This is a genomic window from Embleya sp. NPDC025285 (assembly GCF_055558835.1).
The window spans coordinates 104,882-123,733 of sequence record NZ_JBVHLU010000024.1; the positions used below are offsets into that span (position 1 = coordinate 104,882).

The 18,852-nt window shown below is 71.8% G+C and carries 14 protein-coding genes; 3 read left to right on the top strand and 11 right to left on the bottom strand.

Going from position 1 to position 18,852, the window contains the following annotated elements; genetic code table 11:
- Positions 1-61: 61 nt before the first annotated feature.
- The 3 genes from hemW to lepA all read right to left on the bottom strand — a co-directional run bounded on the left by hemW (position 62) and on the right by lepA (position 5,510).
- Positions 62-1,282, bottom strand: coding sequence for a radical SAM family heme chaperone HemW (hemW, locus tag ACZ4FV_RS18610; RefSeq protein WP_395861985.1), 1,221 nt, complete (start codon positions 1,280-1,282; stop codon positions 62-64).
- A 190-nt stretch (positions 1,283-1,472) separates the two neighbouring features.
- Positions 1,473-3,329 carry an AMP-dependent synthetase/ligase gene (locus tag ACZ4FV_RS18615; RefSeq protein ID WP_395861983.1) on the bottom strand — a complete coding sequence of 619 codons (1,857 nt, stop codon included), beginning with the start codon at positions 3,327-3,329 and terminating at the stop codon, positions 1,473-1,475.
- Positions 3,330-3,656: 327 nt separating this feature from the next.
- Complete coding sequence (gene lepA / locus ACZ4FV_RS18620; RefSeq protein WP_395861982.1) at positions 3,657-5,510, bottom strand: translation elongation factor 4; 1,854 nt, start codon at positions 5,508-5,510, stop codon at positions 3,657-3,659.
- A gap of 363 nt (positions 5,511-5,873) precedes the next feature.
- On the opposite strand from lepA, the gene rpsT reads away from it, so the two are divergent.
- Complete coding sequence (gene rpsT, locus ACZ4FV_RS18625) at positions 5,874-6,140, top strand: 30S ribosomal protein S20 (RefSeq protein WP_020553196.1); 267 nt, start codon at positions 5,874-5,876, stop codon at positions 6,138-6,140.
- 216 nt (positions 6,141-6,356) lie between these two features.
- Here the strand turns inward: rpsT and holA are convergent, their stop codons facing one another.
- The 3 genes from holA to ACZ4FV_RS18640 form a co-directional block, all read right to left on the bottom strand.
- The gene (holA, locus tag ACZ4FV_RS18630; protein WP_395862780.1) at positions 6,357-7,346 is read right to left on the bottom strand and encodes a DNA polymerase III subunit delta; all 990 of its coding nucleotides are present in this window, start codon (positions 7,344-7,346) and stop codon (positions 6,357-6,359) included.
- Positions 7,312-10,518: a ComEC/Rec2 family competence protein gene (locus ACZ4FV_RS18635; RefSeq protein ID WP_465322915.1), complete on the bottom strand. Its 3,207-nt coding sequence runs from the start codon at positions 10,516-10,518 to the stop codon at positions 7,312-7,314. The genes holA and ACZ4FV_RS18635 overlap by 35 nt, the downstream gene beginning before the upstream one ends.
- 89 nt (positions 10,519-10,607) lie before the next feature.
- Positions 10,608-11,240, bottom strand: coding sequence for a ComEA family DNA-binding protein (locus tag ACZ4FV_RS18640; protein WP_395861873.1), 633 nt, complete (start codon positions 11,238-11,240; stop codon positions 10,608-10,610).
- 67 nt (positions 11,241-11,307) lie between these two features.
- Here ACZ4FV_RS18640 and ACZ4FV_RS18645 point away from each other — a divergent pair, with 67 nt between their 5' ends.
- Positions 11,308-11,514 carry a hypothetical protein gene (locus tag ACZ4FV_RS18645; protein ID WP_465322916.1) on the top strand — a complete coding sequence of 69 codons (207 nt, stop codon included), beginning with the start codon at positions 11,308-11,310 and terminating at the stop codon, positions 11,512-11,514.
- Positions 11,515-11,707: 193 nt separating this feature from the next.
- On the opposite strand, the gene ACZ4FV_RS18650 is transcribed toward ACZ4FV_RS18645, so the two are convergent.
- The 4 genes from ACZ4FV_RS18650 to ACZ4FV_RS18665 form a co-directional block, all read right to left on the bottom strand.
- Positions 11,708-12,553 (bottom strand): DegV family protein, encoded by an 846-nt coding sequence (locus ACZ4FV_RS18650; RefSeq protein WP_395861870.1) that lies wholly within the window; start codon positions 12,551-12,553, stop codon positions 11,708-11,710.
- 198 nt (positions 12,554-12,751) lie between these two features.
- Positions 12,752-13,384, bottom strand: a complete 633-nt coding sequence (locus ACZ4FV_RS18655) for a hypothetical protein (RefSeq protein WP_395861869.1) — start codon at positions 13,382-13,384, stop codon at positions 12,752-12,754.
- 235 nt (positions 13,385-13,619) lie between these two features.
- A complete protein-coding gene (gene leuS / locus ACZ4FV_RS18660) occupies positions 13,620-16,520 on the bottom strand; it encodes a leucine--tRNA ligase (protein WP_395861868.1) in 2,901 nt (966 codons plus the stop codon).
- A 281-nt stretch (positions 16,521-16,801) separates the two neighbouring features.
- The gene (locus ACZ4FV_RS18665; protein WP_465322917.1) at positions 16,802-17,446 is read right to left on the bottom strand and encodes a lysoplasmalogenase family protein; all 645 of its coding nucleotides are present in this window, start codon (positions 17,444-17,446) and stop codon (positions 16,802-16,804) included.
- A 268-nt stretch (positions 17,447-17,714) separates the two neighbouring features.
- On the opposite strand from ACZ4FV_RS18665, the gene ACZ4FV_RS18670 reads away from it, so the two are divergent.
- Complete coding sequence (locus ACZ4FV_RS18670; RefSeq protein ID WP_395861864.1) at positions 17,715-17,840, top strand: hypothetical protein; 126 nt, start codon at positions 17,715-17,717, stop codon at positions 17,838-17,840.
- Positions 17,841-17,842: 2 nt separating this feature from the next.
- On the opposite strand, the gene ACZ4FV_RS18675 is transcribed toward ACZ4FV_RS18670, so the two are convergent.
- The gene (locus ACZ4FV_RS18675; protein WP_465322918.1) at positions 17,843-18,820 is read right to left on the bottom strand and encodes a helix-turn-helix transcriptional regulator; all 978 of its coding nucleotides are present in this window, start codon (positions 18,818-18,820) and stop codon (positions 17,843-17,845) included.
- Positions 18,821-18,852: the final 32 nt, after the last annotated feature.

An 18,852-nucleotide genomic window follows, 5' to 3' on the forward strand; every position in this document is an offset into this window, starting at 1 on the left:
CCGGCGCATGAGGCGAAACAGCCCGGCCGGCGTTTGAGGCCAGAAGCGGGTGTCGGCCGCCCTAGTCGACCAGATCCCGCACGACCGCGTCGGCCAACAACCGCCCCCGCAACGTGAGAACCGCCCGCCCGCCCCCAAGCGGCTCGAGCAGCCCGTCCGCAGCGGCCCGAGACGCCGCCTTCCGCCCCACGTCCGCAAGGAGCGAGAGCGGGACGCCCTCGGCCAACCGCAGCTCGAGCAGGATCCGCTCGACCCGCCGGTCCTCCGCGGTGAGCAACTCGCGCGCCTGCGCGGGAGACGTCCCCGCCGCCAGCCGCTGCGCGTACGCGGCGGGATGGCGCACATTCCACCACCGCACCCCGCCCACGTGGCTGTGCGCCCCCGGCCCCGCGCCCCACCAATCCGCGCCGGTCCAGTACAGCTCGTTGTGCCGGCAGCGCGCCGCGGCGTCGGTGGCCCAGTTGGACACCTCGTACCAGCCGAGCCCGGCGGCGGAGAACGCCTCGTCGGCCATCAGGTAGCGGTCCGCGAGCACGTCGTCGTCCGGCATCGGCAATTCGCCCCGACGCACCCGACCGGCCAGCCGGGTGCCGTCCTCGACGATCAGCGCGTACGCCGAGACGTGGTCGGGACGCGCGCCGAGCACCGCGTCCAGTGAGGCCCGCCAGTCGTCGTCGGACTCCCCCGGCGTGCCGTAGATCAGGTCCAGGTTGACGTGCTCGAACCCGGCCGCGCGCGCGTCGGCCACACACTGTTCGGGCCGACCCGGGGTGTGCCGGCGGTCCAGGATCTGCAGGACGTGTTTGCGCGCACTCTGCATGCCGAACGACAGCCGGTTGAAGCCGCCCGCCAGCAACGTGGCCAGATAGGCCGGATCGACCGACTCCGGGTTCGCCTCGGTGGTCACCTCGGCGCCGGCGGCGAGCCCGAACTCGTCCCGGATCGCGCCCAGGATCCGAGCCAGATCCTCGGCCGGCAGCAGGGTGGGCGTGCCGCCGCCGAAGAACACCGTCTCCACCGGCCGGTCCACGTCGCCGAGCCGCCGCCGGGCCAGCCGGATCTCGGCGATCGCGTCGTCCGCGTAGGACCCCTGCGAGGCCGACCCACCCAGCTCGGTCGCGGTGTACGTGTTGAAGTCGCAGTAGCCGCACCGCGACGCGCAGTACGGCACGTGCACGTAGAAGCCGAACGGACGACTCGCGTCCGCGAACTCGGCGAGCGCGGACGCGGGCAGCGAACCGTCTTCGGGCACGGGCAGACCGTCGGGGGGTGCGGAGGGCATCCTCCCATTGTCCACGAGCCGGCGACCGAGCCCGGCGCCGTCGACCCCTCGGCGCCCACCCCGGACCCGGACGACCGTCCGACGCCCCTCGACGCGCGACCCGGCACCGGCGCCCGGCCCCTGCCCCGGCCCCGGCCCCGGGGGCCAGCCCAGCCCCCGGACCGGGCTCGGGCCCGGCCCAGCCCCGAGCTCAGGTGACCAGCGTGCCCGTGTACATGCCCTCCAGCAGCTCCGCGTACTGCTGCTCCACCACCCGCCGCTTGACCTTCAGGCTCGGCGTCAGCTCACCGTGCTCGACGCTCAGGTCGCGCGGCAGGATGGCGAACTTCTTCACCGTCTGCCAGCGCTGGAGGCCGGCGTTGAGCTCGTCGAGGCAGTCGGCGATGAGCGCGCGGGCCTCCGCGCTGCCGGCCAGTTCCTCGTACGACTTGTCCCGCAGTGCCGGCCGGTCGGCGGCCCAGCCCCGGATCGCGTCCGGGTCCAGGGTGATCAGCGCGGAGCAGAAGTTTCGGCCCTCGCCGTGCACGAGGATGTTGCCGACGTACGGGCACATGCCCTTGAACCGGCCCTCGATTTCGCTGGGCGCCACGTACTTCCCGCCCGACGTCTTGATCAGGTCCTTCTTGCGGTCGGTGATCCGCAGGAAACCGTCCTCGACCACCCCGATGTCGCCGGTGCGCAGCCAACCGTCCTCGGTGAGCACCTCGGCGGTGGCCTCGGGGTTGTTGTGGTAGCCCTGCATCACCCCGGGGCCGCGCACGAGCAGTTCGCCGTCCTCGGCGATGCGCAGCTCCGAGCCGGGCAGGACCACGCCGACGGTGCCGATGCGGTGCGCGTCGTAGCGGTTGACCGAGCTGCCCGCGCTGGCCTCGGTCAGACCGTAGCCCTCCAGGATGGGGATGCCGATCGCGTCGAAGAACTCCGCGACGTCGGGCGAGAGCGCCACGCTGCCGGAGATACAACCCTTGAGCCGGCCGCCGAACAGGTCGCGCAGTTTGCCGAAGACGAGCCGATCGGCCAACCGGTACTTGGCGTTCAGCAGCACGGAGGGGGTGCGACCGGCCTGCCGGGTCTGCGACGTCTCCCGACCGACGCCGATCGCCCACCGGAAGATCCGGTACTTGAGGCCGCCCTCGGCGCGCATCCGCACGTGCACGGAGTTGTACACCTTCTCGAACACGCGCGGCGCGGCGGCCATGAAGGTCGGCCGTACGATCGGAAGGTTGGTGATCAGCTTGGGAATCCGGCCGTCGATCGCGGTCGGGTAGCCGATCCGGATCTGGCCGGACACCATCACCTTGCCGTAGCAGTGCGCGAGCGGCAGCCACAGGTACTGCAGCTCGTCGATCTCGGTCAGCCCCATCGCGGCCTGCGCGGCGGCCTGGTAAGCCCACGTGTCGTGGGCGAGCCGAACGCCTTTGGGTCGACCGGTGGTACCGGAGGTGTAGATCAGCGTCGCGAGCTGGTCGCGGGTGATCGCGCCGACGCGGGTTTCGACCAGGTCGGGTTCCTTCTCCAGCCGGGCACGGCCCAGTTCCTCCAACTCGGCGAGGGTGCTCACCCAGTCGTCGTCGGCCTCGTCGGCGGCGTGGTCGAAGACGATCACCTTGCGCACCGCGTCCAGACCGGTCCGCTCGCCGCGCAGCTTGGCGAGTTGGGCGTCGTCGGCGGCGAACACCACCACGCTGCCGGAGTCGGCCAGGATGAACGCGGCCTCGTCGGCGTTGGTGGTCGGATAGACGGTGGTGGTGGCCGCCCCGGCGCACATGATGCCCATGTCCGCGAGCACCCACTCGAACCTGGTCTCGGCCACGATCGCTACCCGGTCCTCGGGCTCGACCCCCAGCGCCACCAGGCCGGCGGCGATCGCCTTGGCCCGGTCGCCGGCCTGCCCCCAGGTGAGCGACCGCCATTCCTCGCGGTCGCCGTCGCCCACCGCGACCGGGTATCGGTACGCCTCGCGTTCGGGCGTCGCCCGAACGCGCTCCAGGAAATCCACCGCGATGGACGGCGGGCGGTTGTCGATGCCGACGGGCTCTGGACTCACTGCGGCCTCCGTGTCCTGGGCGGATTTCAGGGGTGGTGGCGGTGCCGTTGTACCGGCGTCGATACCGGTACCCATACGGGTATCCACAGGGGTGTCCGTACGGGTATCGGGATCGGTGGGAGTGCGGAGTGTTCGGTATAGCGGGGGTAAAAAGCACAGCGGGTGCATCGGTTGTGCCCGATGCACCCGCAACGTACGCCGCCGCAGGGCTACGCGGTAGTAGCTTCGCCCGGATCCGCTATCGAATCGCGTCGCCACACCCGCCGGCCGACCCGGCCGCGGCCCTGCTTCCCGCCTGTGTTCCCAGCCTCCGCGCCCCGCGTACCGCTACTTCTTGCCGCCGCTGTCGTCGGTGGACAGCGCCGCGATGAAGGCCTCCTGCGGCACCTCCACGCGGCCGACCATCTTCATCCGCTTCTTGCCTTCCTTCTGCTTCTCCAGCAGCTTGCGCTTGCGGCTGATGTCACCGCCGTAGCACTTGGCGAGCACGTCCTTGCGGATCGCCCGGATGTTCTCGCGGGCGATCACCCGCGCGCCGACCGCCGCCTGGATCGGCACCTCGAACTGCTGACGCGGAATCAGCTCGCGCAGCTTCTTGGTCATCTCGACGCCGTATGTGTACGCCTTGTCCTTGTGCACGATCGCGCTGAACGCGTCGACCGCCTCGCCCTGGAGCAGGATGTCGACCTTGACCAGCGCGGATTCCTGCTCACCGGTGGTCTCGTAGTCCAGCGACGCGTAGCCGCGCGTCTTGGACTTGAGCGCGTCGAAGAAGTCGAACACGATCTCCGCCAGCGGCAGCGTGTAGCGCAGCTCGACCCGGTCCTCGGAGAGGTAGTCCATCCCGATCTGGACCCCGCGGCGGGTCTGGCACAGCTCCATGATCGTGCCGATGTACTCGCTCGGCGCCAGGATCGTGGCCCGCACCACCGGCTCGTGCACCTCGGCGATCTTGCCGCCGGGGAACTCGCTCGGGTTGGTCACGGTGTGCTCGGTGCCGTCCTCCATGACGACCCGATACACCACGCTCGGCGCCGTGGAGATGAGTTCCAGGTTGAACTCGCGCTCCAGGCGCTCCCGGACGATCTCCAGGTGCAGCAGCCCCAGGAAGCCGCAGCGGAAGCCGAAGCCGAGCGCGACCGAGGTCTCCGGCTCGTACACCAGCGCGGCGTCGTTGAGCTGGAGCTTGTCGAGCGCGTCGCGCAGCTCGGGGTAGTCCGAGCCGTCCAGCGGATACAGACCGGAGAAGACCATCGGCTTCGGGTCCTTGTAACCACCGAGCGCCTCGGTCGCACCGTGGTGCAGCGAGGTGATCGTGTCACCGACCCGGGACTGCCGAACGTCCTTCACGCCGGTGATGATGTAGCCGACCTCGCCGACGCTCAGGCCGTCGGACGGCTTGGGCTCGGGCGAGATGACCCCGATCTCCAGGAGTTCGTGGGTCACCCCCGTCGACATCATCTGGATCCGCTCGCGCTTCTTCAGGTCGCCGTCGATCACGCGGACGTAGGTGACCACGCCCCGGTACGAGTCGTAGACCGAGTCGAAGATCATCGCGCGGGCGGGCGCGTCCTTGGCGCCGATCGGCGGCGGAACCAGGCGTACGCACTCGTCCAGCAGCTCGGACACGCCCACGCCGGTCTTGCCGGAGACCTTGAGCACGTCCTCCGGGTCGCAGCCGATGATGTGCGCGAGCTCGGCCGCGTACTTCTCCGGCTGGGCGGCGGGCAGGTCGATCTTGTTCAGCACCGGGATGATCTGGAGGTCGTTCTCCAGGGCCAGGTAGAGATTGGCGAGCGTCTGCGCCTCGATCCCCTGGGCCGCGTCGACCAGCAGGATCGCGCCCTCACAGGCCGCGAGCGAGCGGGACACCTCGTACGTGAAGTCCACGTGGCCGGGGGTGTCGATCATGTTGAGGATGTGGATCTGGCCGTCCGGGGCCGTCCACGGCAGCCGCACCGCCTGCGACTTGATGGTGATGCCGCGCTCACGCTCGATGTCCATGCGGTCGAGGTACTGCGCGCGCATCTGCCGCGCATCGACCACACCGGTGATCTGAAGCATCCGGTCGGCGAGCGTCGACTTGCCGTGGTCGATGTGGGCGATGATGCAGAAGTTCCGGATCAGCGCCGGGTCGGTACGGCTGGGCTCCGGCACGTTCACTGGCGGGGTCGCGGGCACGCGGGCTTCCAGATTCTCGATCGGGTGGACTGGCGAGGGCCTTGCGGGTGGCACGTGGGATCGGTGTGGGATCACAGGTGTTCCCTACATCGTCCCATGCGGCATGGGTGAGCCGTGTTGGTGGAGCCGGCCGAACCGGTTCGGGTCGCCGCGCGTGGGGGCGAACGGGAGTGAGCGGGGGCGGGCACGGGCCACGCACGGGGGTGGATCGGGCCATATTGGCCGGCCGTGTCGTGGGCGCCCGCCGATGACTGGTAATCTGATGGATCGCGTGTGGCGTACGTGTCTCTGCCACGCAAGTCAACGTCCGAACGGGCCCTCTCCCTGGATCGGATCCCGACCTAGTACTCAGAAGGCTCTTTCGTGGCGAACATCAAGTCCCAGATCAAGCGCAACAAGACGAACGAGATTGCGCGTCAGCGCAACAAGGCCGTCAAGTCGGAGCTCAAGACCTTCGTGCGCAAGGCGCGCGAGGCGGCCGAGGCCGGCAACGTCGAGCAGGCCGAGGCGCTCACCCGCCTCGCGGCCCGCAAGCTCGACAAGGCCGTCAGCAAGGGTGTCATCCACAAGAACCAGGCCGCCAACAAGAAGTCGGCGCTGGAGAAGCGTGTCGCGACGGCCAAGGCCTGACTCGCGACACCTTTGATGGTGTGACACCCGAGCGCATGCGCTCGTAGTGACTTCGAAGGCGCCGTCCCCGGATCTCGGGGACGGCGCCTTTGTCGTTGTGGGGGTGTGGTCTTTCGGCGGGGCGCGGGTCGGCGGGTCTCGGATCGCCGGCTCGTGGATCGCCGGGTCGTGGGTCGTGGGTCGTGGGTCGGCGGATCGTGGGTCTCGTCGGCGGCCTCAGAGGTTGCGGACCGTGGAGACCGTCACGACGGCCTTCTCCAGCGCGTACGCGGGATCCGTACCGCCACCCTTGACCGCCGCGTCGGCGTCCGCGACCGCGCACAGGGCGCGCACGATGCCGTCCGGGGTCCAGCCACGAAGCTGCTGCCGCACCCGGTCCACCTTCCACGGCGGCATGCCCAGCTCGCGGGCCAGGTCGTTGGGGCGGGCATTGCGCGAGGCGGCCCCGACCCGGGCGATCTGCCGCACACTCTGCGCGAGCGCGCTGGTGACCATGACCGGCGCGACGCCCACCGACAGCGCCCAGCGCAACTGCTCCAGCGCCTCGGCGGTACGGCCCTCGACGGTCTTGTCGGCGACGGTGAAACTGGACGCCTCGGCGACGCCGCTGTAGTAGCGCGCGACCACCTCTTCGTCGACCACGCCATCGGTGTCCGCCATCAACTGGCTGCACGCGGACGCCAACTCGCGCAGGTCGTTGCCGATCGCCTCGACCAGGGTGCGGCACGCGTCCTCGGTGAGCGAGCGGCCCGCGATCCGGAACTCGGCGCGCGCGAACGCGACCCGGTCGCCGACCTTGGTGACCTTGGGGCACGCGACCTCTCGCACACCCACCTTGCGGACCGCGTCCAAGAGGTTCTTGCCCTTGGGCCCGCCGAGGTGGGCGAGCACGAGCACGATCTCGTCGGCGGGATCGGCGATCAGCTTCTTGACCTCGCCGGCCAGGTCCGCCCCGAGGTCCTGCGCGGACCGGATCACGATGACCTTGCGCTCGCCGAACAACGACGGACTGGCCAACTCGGACAACATCCCCGCCTGCAACGACCCGGGGGCGAGGTCCCGGACGTCGGCGTCGGGATCCTGCGCCCGCACGGCGCGCACCACATCCCCGATCGCGCGATCCACAAGCAGTTCCTCGGGCCCGACGACAAGCGTCACGGGCGCGAGCGGATCATCCTGCATTCTCCTGGCCACTCGACCAAGCATCCCACGCCCCACAGACACACCCCACAACCTCGCCCCGCCGGCCGGATGCCGGCTGCGGGCCTGGGGTTCGGGGACGGCCGGCGCGGGCCGGGATGCCGGGCGTGGTTGTGTGGGGAATGCGTGGGTGGTGGGTGCTTCCGTGGGGTGCTCGCTGGAGTGCGCACGTGTGGCGCGGGCGCGGGCGGCGGGCGGGGCCGTTGGCCCGACGCCGGTGGGCGTGCGAGGCGGCGGTTGTGCGGTGGTTGGCGGTCCATTCGGGTGTCGGGGTCGGAGTGGGCGCGCGGAGGGCGTGGGCGGCGGTGTCGGGGCCTCGGGCGACCGCGTTCAGGTGGGTCGGAGTGCCTGTGACGGCGATCGGGCCGTCGGTGTCGGTGCGCAGGAGGCGGGCGCCGGTCGCGGCGATCAGGGCGCGGGCGGAGGGCGACGGGTGGCCGTAAGGGTTGTCCTTGCCCACCGAGACGAGCGCCAGGCGCGGGTGCAGCCCGAGCACGAGACCCGGGTCCTGGCGCGCCGAGCCGTGGTGTGCGACCTTGAGCACATCCACCCGAAGACCGCCCAGCCGGGCCCGCAGCGCCTCCTGGGCTTCGATCTCGACATCCCCCGTGAGCAACATCCGAACGCCGTGGCGCTCCGCGAGCACCACGAGACTCGCGTTGTTGGCCGGTGAGCCGCCCACCGCACTCCCCACCGGGACGTCCCGCACCGCCACCCGCTCTCGGGCATCGGACCCGGTCCACGGTCTGCCGGGATCGGGGACGCCGATTCGAGGGGCCGGAACACCCCGCGCCGCCACCCACCCCGACACCCCTGACCCCGCCCATGGTCTGCCCGGATCAGGGACGCCCGTTCGCATGTCCGGGACACCCCGCGCCACCGCCCACCCCGACGCACCCGGCCCGATCTGCGGCCTGCCGAGATCAACGGCCCCCGTTCGAATCGCCGGAACGTCCCGCGCCACCACCCACCCCGATACACCCGGCCCGATCTGCGGCCTGCCGGGATCAAGGGCGCTCGTTCGCGTGGTTGGAGTGTCCGGTGGGGGCGGTGGAGCGGGGCGGGGTGAGGTGGTGGGTGGGGCGGAGGAATCGGGGGTGGTCGCACGCGGTCTCGGGGTGGGTACGTCGGGAGGTGGGGTGAGGGTTTGCCAGGTCAGGGCGTCCCGGGTGCGGTGTTCGCCGTCGGTGGGGGTGGTCAGGGAGGTGCCGGCGGCGCCGGCCCAGCGGCGGACTCGGGTGACCTCGGCTCGGGGCTCGAGGACCGTCGTGCCCTGGAGCAGGCCTACCGCGCGACCGCGCAACGCGCCGGGGAGGCCCTCGACGTGGTCGGCGTGGTAGTGGCTGAGCAGGACCAGGGGCAGTCGGTGCACGCCGAGGTCGCGCAGACAGCGGTCGACGGCGTCCGGATCGGGGCCCGCGTCGATCAGGACACCGGCGCCGGGGCCCGCGTTGAGCACGATGGCGTCGCCCTGCCCCACGTCGCACATGACCAGGTGCCAGTCCGGCGGCGGCCAGCCGGTCAGCGGGCGGACCAGGACCGGCGGGCGGAGCAGCAATACCACCACAAGCGTCGCGAGCAGCGCGGCGGCCATCGCTCGCGGCCGGCCCGCTCGGGTGGAATCGGGCGGGCGTCGCAGAATACGCAGGGTCGGTACGGCCGCGACCGTGATCGCCGCCAGGACCGCTCCGCCGAACACACCGGTCGGCCACGTGACGGCGGCGCCGGGCAGCGCGGCGCCGGTGCGGGCCACCGTCGCGATCCAACCGATCGGCCAGGAGCCCAGCCAGGCGGCGACCCGCGCGAGCGGGAGGCAGACCGGGGCGAGCACGAGGGCGACGAAGCCGAGGATCGTGGCCGGCGCGACCGCGAACTCGGCAAGCAGGTTGCACGGCACGGCCACCAGGCTGACCCGGCCGGCGAAACTCACCACGAGCGGTCCGCAGACGGCCTGTGCGGCGAGCGGTACGGCGACCACGACCGCGGCCCACGTCGGCCAACCTCGGGTCCGAAGTCGTGCGGTCCAATGCGGCGCGAGCAGCAGCAGTGCGCCCGTGGCCAACGTGGACAACGCGAAGCCGTAGGACCGGGCCAGGGTCGGATCGAAGAGCACCAGGCCGAGCACCGCGACGGCGAGTGCGGGCAGTCCGCGTCGGGGCCGGCCGCTGTACAACGCGACCACGGTGACCAGGCCCATCGCGGCGGCGCGCAACACACTGGGTTCGGGCCGGGCCACCACCACGAAGCACGCGATCGCCGCCGCCCCCGTGATCGGCAGCACGCGTCCACGCAGACCGCTACGGCGAAGCACGAAGAGAACGAATCCCAGCAGGATCGAGATGTTGGTGCCGCTTACGGCGGTCAAATGCGTGAGTTCGGCGGTGCGGAAGTCGGCTTCGAGGTCGGCCGGGAGTTGGCTGGTGTCGCCGACGACCAGGCCCGGGAGCAGGCCTCGGGCGGCGGGCGGCAGGTCCGCGCACGCCGCGCGCAGGCGGGCCCGGAGGTGGCCCGCGAGGCGCTGCGGGGCCGACGGGGTGCCGACGTGCTCGGGCGCGGACCGGATCAGCAGCAGGGCTCCGCCGCCCTTGCCCGGCACGAGGCGCCCATGCGCCCGCACCGGGGTGCTCGGGAGCAGCCCGAGCCAGGATCCCGCCTCGGGCCCGCCGACCAGAACCGTCACCGGAGTCCGCACGCGCGCACCACGCGGACCACGAATCCCGGGCGAGCCGGGCCGGCCGAGTGGACCGGCCGCGGCGTGCGCACCGCGTGCGTCGGACGGGTCGGGCGGGTCGGATGCCGTGCCGAGAAAGTCGATCCGGGCACCGAACAGCGTGGGAGGCGCGCCGAGTTCGCTGCCTCGGACGCGGGTGACGCGGCGCTCGGGGTCGGTGCGTACGGTCAACTCGACGCCGACTTCGGCGCGCTGCCGGGCCGCGGTCGCGACGGGACCGGCGTGGTCGGCGGCGGTACGCAGGCCCGCGACCAGACCACCCGCCGCGACACACACGAGCACGACGGCAAGGGTCACCCGACGGCACACCCCGACAGCCCCGGCGAGCACGGCGGCACCGAGGATCGCGCACGCACTCGCGATCGCGACGACCCGGAACGAGACCAGCGGCGCGGTCCACGCCGCGGCCCACGCGGCGATCGCCCCCGGCACCAGCCGGGCGTCCACCCGCGCACGATCCCCGTCCCCCGCCCGGCCGCGACGTGCGGTGGCAGGGGCACCCGGGGCGGCAGCCGAGCGGCCCACCGTGCGGGGGCTCATACCCGGACCCTCGGTTTCAGGTCGGAGTACTTGCGGTCGCCGATGCCTCGGACCTGGCGGAGCTGGTCGACCGTCGCGAAGCGGCCCAACTGGGTGCGCTTTTCGATGATCTGGCGGGCCAGAACCGGGCCGACGCCGGGGAGTTGCTCCAGTTGCTCGGCCGTTGCCGTGTTGAGGTCGAGCACCTGGGTCGGGCTCGTGGACGTGCCGCCGCTCGTCGGGGCGGCCTGAGCGGGTGCGGCCGGGGCACCCGGAACGCCGACCGGGATCTGTTCGCCGTCGGTCAGCGGCCGGGCCAGGTTCAGCGTGGCCAGGTCCGCCGCCGGCAACGCGCCGCCGGCGGCCTGTACCGCGTCCGCCACCCGCGCCCCCGGCGGCAGCACCACCACTCCGGGGCGCGCCACCTTCCCCGCCACATGCACGGTGATCGGCCCGGCCGCGGGCGCCGGCGCGGCGGCCGAGGCCGGCCCCGGCGGTCCTGCCGACACCGGGCCGCCGCCGGGCACCGAAACCACGCTCGCCTGCCCCACCGGCGCCGGCGCCGCCACGCTCTGCGGACGCGCCCGCCACCACCCGCCGACCGCGAGCGCGACCGCCACCAGCGCCAGCACCGCGACAGCCGCGATCACGCGGCGATCCACACCCACCCGAAGCCGCGCCGGCAACCGATCCGCGACCGCCTCGACCATGCGCCGCGTGGGGTCCGGCCCCCGATGCGCGGCCGGCTCACCCGACCCGAGCAGCGCGGCCACCCGCTCCGCCCCCGAGCGCGGCGCCGCCGCCGCCGAGGAACCGTGCCCGACCGACGCGGACCCCAAGAACGCGGCCGAGGACGGCGGCGGGAAAGCGGACGCGGACGCTGACGCTGACGGGAAGGAAGACGACGAGGACGGCGACGGATAGGCAGACGAGGACGACGATCCGGACATGCCCCGAAGCTAGGCCGAACGGCTCACCCGAACCCGACCACCGAGCCCGCCTGTGCACAACCCCGCGGCCTGTGGAAAACGAACCCACCCACGTGGGTGACCCGCCCCGCCCCACCCCGCCGCGTCACCCACGTGGGCGACGCGCCCACCGCCGCCCCCACCCACCCTCACCGAGGCGAAACCACCACCGCCAACAACCCCGGCCCTGCATGCGCCCCGATCACCGCGCCCACCTCGCTCACATACAGCTCCCCCAGCCCCGTCAACCGCTCCCGCAGCCGCCCCGCCAGCGCCTCCGCGCGCTCCGGACTGGCCAGATGGTGCACCGCGACGTCGACGGCCCCGGCCCCCGCCCGCTCCACCGCCAACTCCTCCAGCCGGCTGATCGCCCGCGCCGACGTACGCACCTTCTCCAGCGGCCCGATCAACCCGTCGCTCACGTGCAGCAGCGGCTTGACCGCCAGCGCCGTCCCCATGAACGCCGTCGCGGCCCCGATCCGCCCGCCCCGGCGCAGGTACTCCAGCGTGTCCACGTAGAACAGCGCCGACGTGGTCTGCGCGCGCTTCTCGGCCGCGATCACCGCCTCCTCCAGGGACGCGCCGTCGGCCGCCGCCTCCGCCGCGGCCAGCACCGAGAAGCCCATCCCCATCCCGAGCGTGCGCGAGTCCACCACCCGCACCGGCACGTCCGCGGCCCGCGCGGCGAGCAGCGCGGCCTCGTACGTGCCGGAGAGCTCACCGGAGATGTGGATCGAGACGATGCCCGTCGCGCCCTTCTCGGCGAGTTCGCGATAGGTCTCCGCGAACGTCTCGGGCGCCGGCCGCGACGTGGTCACGATCCGGCGTTGGCGCAGGGCGTCGGTGAGTTGGGCGGGCGTGGCCTCGATGCCGTCGTCCAACGGTCGCCCGCGCAGGACGACCTTGAGCGGGACCACCACGAGGCGGTGCCGCTCCACGAGCTCCTCGGGCAGGTAGGCCGTGGAGTCCGTGACCACGGCGAGATCGGTCGGCATCGTCGGCATGAGCGGGCAACCACCCGGATGTGAGACGACAGGGGGGCGGGGTCGGTGTCTCGGCTACCCCGTGTCGGGTCGCTGAGTCGAGACACCACAATCAATATTCGGTCACCATGCCACGCCCCGACGCACGGGTGACGCGCGCCGTGGTGCGGCCGGCGCGTCCCGTCGTGGGGGCTCGCCGCCGGCAGCCGCTCAGGTCAGCGGCTTGCTCCGGGATCGGCTCTCGTCCGCGTACGCGCGCAGGGCCGCGGCCTCACGTTCGACGTCCGTGCCGAGCCGGTCCAACTCGTCCTCGCCCAGGTGGCGTTCGCGATCCTGGACGGCCCACCGCAGCGAGGCCGCGGTGTGCTCGATGCGATCCGCGCGCTCCTTGAGCCCGGGCAGCTCACGCGCGACCCGGTCCCGGTCCGGCTCACGCTCGACCAGCTTCAGGTCGGTGTCCAGGGCCTTGGCGAAGTGGTCCAGCCTGCGCAGCAGCGCCACCGCCTCGGAGAGCTGGGCGTCGTGCGCGTAGCCCGCCTCCAGCACCCGCCGGGTCTGCTCCAGCGAACGCCGCACCGACCCGCGCATCCGCGCCGCCTCGGCCGCGCCACCCGTAAGGGTGTACGCCCGAGCCTTGGACGTGGCGTCCTCCACGAGGCCGCGGACCCGGGGCGCGTGCCGCTCGATCCGGCGGCGCACCGCCCGCCGCATCATCGTGATCAGGCCCACCACGACGCCGACGAGCACGAGACACGCGAGCACACCGGCGCCCAACACCACGCCGAAGGTCTCGGCGCCATCGGCCAACGAGTCGGTGGTCGCGGGAACGTCGGCGAGGGCCACGAGGCGTCTCCTGCCTGGTCGGGGCCGGAAGGTTTCCCCTCACACTAACGCCGCCGAGGCGCTCGGATACGCACGCGGCGGAAAACACCGCGTTCCAGACCGATCGTCACCGACCGGAAACGGGACCGACACGGGCCGGAAATCGACCCTCGACGAACCCTCGGCGAACCCGCGCCGGGCCCGCCGAGGGCCGGTCGAATCACACTCGGCGACCGACCGACCCCCGCCGACTCGGCTACGCCGGAACGATGTTCACCAGCTTCGGCGGCTTGACGATCACCATCCGCACGCCGGCTCCGTCCAGCGCGGCCAGAACCGTCGGATCGGCCAGCGCCAGCGCCTTCAGCTCGTCCTCGCCGATGCTCGGCGGGACCTCCAGGCGGGCCCGGACCTTGCCCTTGATCTGCACGACGCAGGTGACCGCGTCCTCGACCAGGTAGGCCGGATCCGCCTGCGGGAACGCCTCGTAGGTGACCGTGTCGCCGTGGCCCAGCTTCGACCACAGCTCCTCGGCCACGTGCGGCACCAGCGGCGCGACCATCAGGACCAGCTTCTCGGCGATCTCGCGCGGCACCGCCGGCAGCTTGACCAGCGTGTTGTTCAGCTCGATCGCCTTGGCGATGGCGGTGTTGAAGCGCAGCGCGTCCATGTCCCGCCGCATGCCGTCGATCGCCTTGTGGGTGGCCCGCAGCGTGGCCTCGTCGGCCGGCTCGTCGACCACGATCGGCGCTCCGGTCCGCTCGTCCACGATGTTGCGCCACAGCCGCTGCAGGAAGCGGTACGAGCCGACCACGGCGCGGGTGTCCCAGGGCCGGGAGATCTCCAGCGGGCCCATCGACATCTCGTACAGGCGCAGCGTGTCCGCGCCGTACTCCTCGGCCATCTGGTCGGGCGTCACCGAGTTCTTCAGCGACTTGCCCATCTTCCCGTACTCGCGGGTGACCGCCTGCTCGCCCAGGAAGAACTTCCCGTCCCGGTCCTCGACCTCGCTCGCCTCGACGTAGACGCCGCGCTCGTCCTTGTACGCGAACGCCTGGATGTAGCCCTGGTTGAACAGCCGGTGGAACGGTTCGGACGAGGACACGTGGCCCAGGTCGAACAGCACCTTGTGCCAAAAACGCGAGTACAGCAGGTGCAGCACCGCGTGCTCGACACCACCGACGTACAGGTCCACGCCGCCGGTGTGGCCCTCGTGCCTGGGCCCCATCCAGTACTTCTCGACCTCGGGATCGACCAGCACCTCGGTGTTGGTCGGGTCCAGGTAGCGCAGCTCGTACCAGCACGAACCGGCCCAGTTGGGCATGGTGTTGGTCTCACGGCGGTACCGCTTGGGCCCGTCGCCCAGGTCCAGCTCCACGTTCACCCAGTCGGCGTTGCGCGACAGCGGCGTCTCGGGCTTGGTGTCCGCGTCGTCCGGGTCGAACGTGCGCGGGCGGTAGTCGTCGATCTCGGGCAGTTCGACCGGCAGCATCGAGTCCGGCAGCGCGTGCGCGACGCCGTCCTCGTCGAACACGATCGGGAACGGCTCGCCCCAGTAACGCTGGCGGGAGAACAGCCAGTCGCGCAGCTTGAAGTTGATCGTGCCCTCGCCGATGCCGCGCTCGGCCAGCCACTCGGTGATCGCCTTCTTGGCGTCGACCACGCCCAGGCCGTCCAGCGAGATGCCCTCGCCGGAGCTGTTCACCAGCTTCGCGTCGTAGGAGACGAACGCGTCGGCCCAGTCGGTGGTGTCCTGGATCGAGCGGTCGTCGGCGGGCTCGACCACGCAGCGGATCGGCAGCTCGAAGGCGCGCGCGAACTCGAAGTCGCGGTGGTCGTGCGCGGGCACCGCCATGATCGCGCCGGTGCCGTAGCCCATCAGCACGTAGTCGGCGATGAAGATCGGCACCCGCTCGCCGTTCACCGGGTTGCTCGCGTAGGCGCCGGTGAAGACGCCGGTCTTGTCCTTGCCCTCGCTCTGCCGCTCGACGTCGCTCTTGGAGCCGGCGAACCGGCGGTACGCCGCGACCGCCTCGGCGGGTGTGGCCGCGCCGCCGGTCCACACCGCCGGGATGCCCTCGGGCCACGCGTCCGCGACGATCGCGTCGACCAGTTCGTGCTCGGGTGCCAGCACCATGTAGGTGGCGCCGAACAGCGTGTCGGGCCGGGTGGTGAACACCTCGATCGGCGTCGCGTCGGTGGCGAACGAGACCTTGGCGCCCTCGGATCGGCCGATCCAGTTGCGCTGCATGATCTTGATCGGCTCGGGCCAGTCCAGCTTGTCCAGGTCGCCCAGCAGGCGGTCGGAGTACGCGGTGATCCGCATCATCCACTGCCGCAGGTTGGACTTGAACACGGGGAAGTTGCCGCGCTCGCTGCGGCCGTCGGCGGTGACCTCCTCGTTGGCCAGCACGGTGCCCAGGCCCGGCGCCCAGTTGACCGGGGCCTGCGAGACGTACGCCAGGCGGTACTCGTCCAGCACCGCCGCACGCTCGGTCTCGGTCAGGTCGGCCCACGCGCGACCGTCCGGGGTGGCCCGGTCGCCCTTCTCGAACTGCTCGACCAGGTCGGCGATCGGACGGGCGCGACCCGTGCCGCCGTCCGCGCCGGGCGCCTGGGGGTCGTACCAGGAGTTGAAGATCTGCAGGAAGATCCACTGCGTCCAGCGGTAGTACGCCGGGTCGGTGGTGGCCACCGAGCGGCGCTGGTCGTGGCCCAGGCCCAGCCGGCGCAGTTGGCGGCGCATGTTGGCGATGTTCGCCTCGGTGGTCACGCGCGGGTGCGTGCCGGTCTGTACGGCGTACTGCTCGGCGGGCAGGCCGAACGCGTCGTAGCCCAGCGTGTGCAGTACGTTGTGGCCGGTCATCCGCTTGAACCGGGCGAATACGTCGGTCGCGATGAAGCCCAGCGGGTGTCCGACATGCAGGCCCACACCCGAGGGGTACGGGAACATGTCCATCACCATCATCTTCGGCCGCCCGGCGACCTTTTCCGGCTCGGCCAGCGGGCCGGCCGGGTTGGGCGCCTCGAACGTGCCGTCGGCCTCCCAGCGGTCCTGCCAGCGCGCCTCGATGTCGCCGGCCAGGACGGCGTTGTAGCGGTAGGGCTCGGTCGGGGCGTCGGTGTTGCCGGCAGGACCCTGCGTCATCTCGGTCATCGTCCTCAACCATCGGGGTGTGGGCAGCCGTCGGCTGCTTCCGGTGTCGTCGCTCGCGCGCGGCGACCGTTTCTGAAAACGAAAAGACCCCTCGCTCAGGAGGGGTCGCCGCGCCGAGTCGGGTGGGAGCGGTCCTCCACCCGGCCTGCTCAGCGCGGCCCGGTAAGCAGCAGTACGGCACGCATGGCCTCAGGTTACCGCAGGTGGCCTGAGGTTACTTCAATGCGGTCGTGGTCCGGCCGGGCTCGGGTCCGACTCGGGCCGCACTCGGGCGGTGACCGTCACAGCCCCGGGGCGGGGCCCGTGGACAGCGACAACACCAGCAGGATCAGGGCCAGGTGATAGGCGACCGCGATCAACACCGGCGCGTACGGCGTCGGCGCGCGGAACCGGTTCCAGCCGACCAGGGTGTCGGAGACGTAGAACAGGAACGCGCCGGCCACCGCGCTGGGCCGGCCGGTGGCCGCCGCGGCGACCACCATCAGCGAGACCACGCCGATGTAGAGCAGCACCATGCCGATGTACGTGGGCGCGGTCTCGCGGGCGCCGGTGACCAGGCGCACCGCGTAGGCGCCCGCCGCGAACAGCACGACCACGATGCCGGCGGCCGCCCACAGCCAGGACCAGCCCATGCGTTGGAAGCCCGCGACGTAGCCGATGTGGGCGAGCAGTGAGGCCGCGACCGCGCCGGCGAACCAGCGCGGGGCGAGCACGTCGCGCAGCAGCGACAGCGCGAGCGCGACGCTGAACAACGCGCGCAGTGCCCCGTCGACGTCCTCGAACGACCAGACGACGACGGCCAGGGCACAGATCACCGCGGGTTTCAGGAGCCGATCGAGCGGGAGGCGTTCCCGGGCGACGGCCACCCAGTCGGCGACCGCGAGCAGGCTCGCGAGCACCAGCACGAGTACTGCGGTGAGGTTCACGTCCGGCGACACTACTGACCGGAAACCGGACCATTCGCCCACTCGTTCGACCGTCACGCAACCGTGACGGGAAAGACCCCAATCGTGATCACCGAAGGCCCGCGAAACGGTCCGCATCCGACCCGGGCCGACCCCGCATTCGCTCGAAGCCTGGGCACAACTCCCCGCCGGTGACCGCCGCATCGTAGCCGGCGCGTGGACCGGGCGCCGTCGGCGGAATGCTCGACGACCTCGGTGCCGAACAGCTCGGCCGCGGGACGAACTGCCGGTGGTTCACGTCTTCGAATTGGAGCCGACCACAGGCGCGTATGTGGCCACGGCGATCGAGCGCGTGCGTCTCGATCTTCCGGTGCCGTTCGCGATCGACATCGACGTGGCCTCGCTGGTGCGTTGAGTTCAGTCCTCGGGCGGCTCCGGCGGTGTCGAGCGGGTGTAGCGGGTGGCCAAGGCGCGTAGGTGGGCCATCAGTTCCGGGGGGTCGGTGACGTCGAAGTCGTGGCCGAGCATGCCCAGGTACACGGCCAGGGTGTCGAGGGAGTCGGCGCCGGTGTCCAGGACGCAGGTGTCGGCGTCGATCGCCTCGACGGTGCCCACGGCCGGGTTGATCCGCTCCAGGACCTCGGCGGCGGGCGCGTGGACCAGGACCCGGGCGCGGTGTCGCCACGCGGCGGCGGAGACCTTGCCGGCCACGTACCTCGCGGCGTCGCCCTCCGGGTCCTCGCGCGGCGCGAACCTGGGGCCGCTCGGGGTTCGCGGGGTGATCCGGTCGACCCGGAAGGTGCGCCAGTCGCCCCGGTCCACGTCCCACGCGACCAGATACCAGCGGCGGCCCCAGTTGACCACGCGCTGGGGCTCGACGGTGCGCCGTGTGGACGCGCCGGCGTGGTCGAGGTAGTCCAGCCGCAACCGCTCGCGGTCCCGGCAGGCCGCGACCAGGACGGTGAGCACGTCGGTGTCCACCTTCGCGCTCGGCCGGTCCGCGGGCACCGGCACCGCGTACCGCTGCAACGTGCGCACCCGCCGGCGAAGCCGCGCCGGCAGCACCTGTTCCAGCTTGGCCAGCGCTTGTATGGAGGTCTCCTCCATGCCCGCCATCGCGCCCTGGGCGACGGTTCGCAGGCCGACGGTGACCGCGACCGCCTCGTCGTCGGTGAGCAACAGCGGCGGCATCGCGGCGCCGGAGGCGAGTCGGTAGCCGCCGGTGGAACCTCGGGTCGCGTCGACGGGATAGCCGAGGTCGCGCAGCCGCTCGACGTCCTTGCGGATCGTGCGGCCGGTGACGCCCAGGCGTTCGGCCAATTCGGAGCCCGGCCAGTCGCGGGGCGTCTGGAGCAGGGACAACAGGCGCAGCAAGCGTGCGGAGGTTTCCAACATTCTTTCAGCCTGATGCCTCTATAGGAGCGGAG

Excerpts from the sequence above, each read along its gene's own strand:
- hemW (WP_395861985.1), bottom strand. The coding sequence starts at position 1,282 with ATGCCCTCCGCACCCCCCGACGGTCTGCCCGTGCCCGAAGACGGTTCG.
- holA (WP_395862780.1), bottom strand. The coding sequence starts at position 7,346 with ATGCTTGGTCGAGTGGCCAGGAGAATGCAGGATGATCCGCTCGCGCCC.
- ACZ4FV_RS18650 (WP_395861870.1), bottom strand. The coding sequence starts at position 12,553 with ATGCCGACCGATCTCGCCGTGGTCACGGACTCCACGGCCTACCTGCCC.
- leuS (WP_395861868.1), bottom strand. The coding sequence starts at position 16,520 with ATGACCGAGATGACGCAGGGTCCTGCCGGCAACACCGACGCCCCGACC.
- ACZ4FV_RS18675 (WP_465322918.1), bottom strand. The coding sequence starts at position 18,820 with ATGTTGGAAACCTCCGCACGCTTGCTGCGCCTGTTGTCCCTGCTCCAG.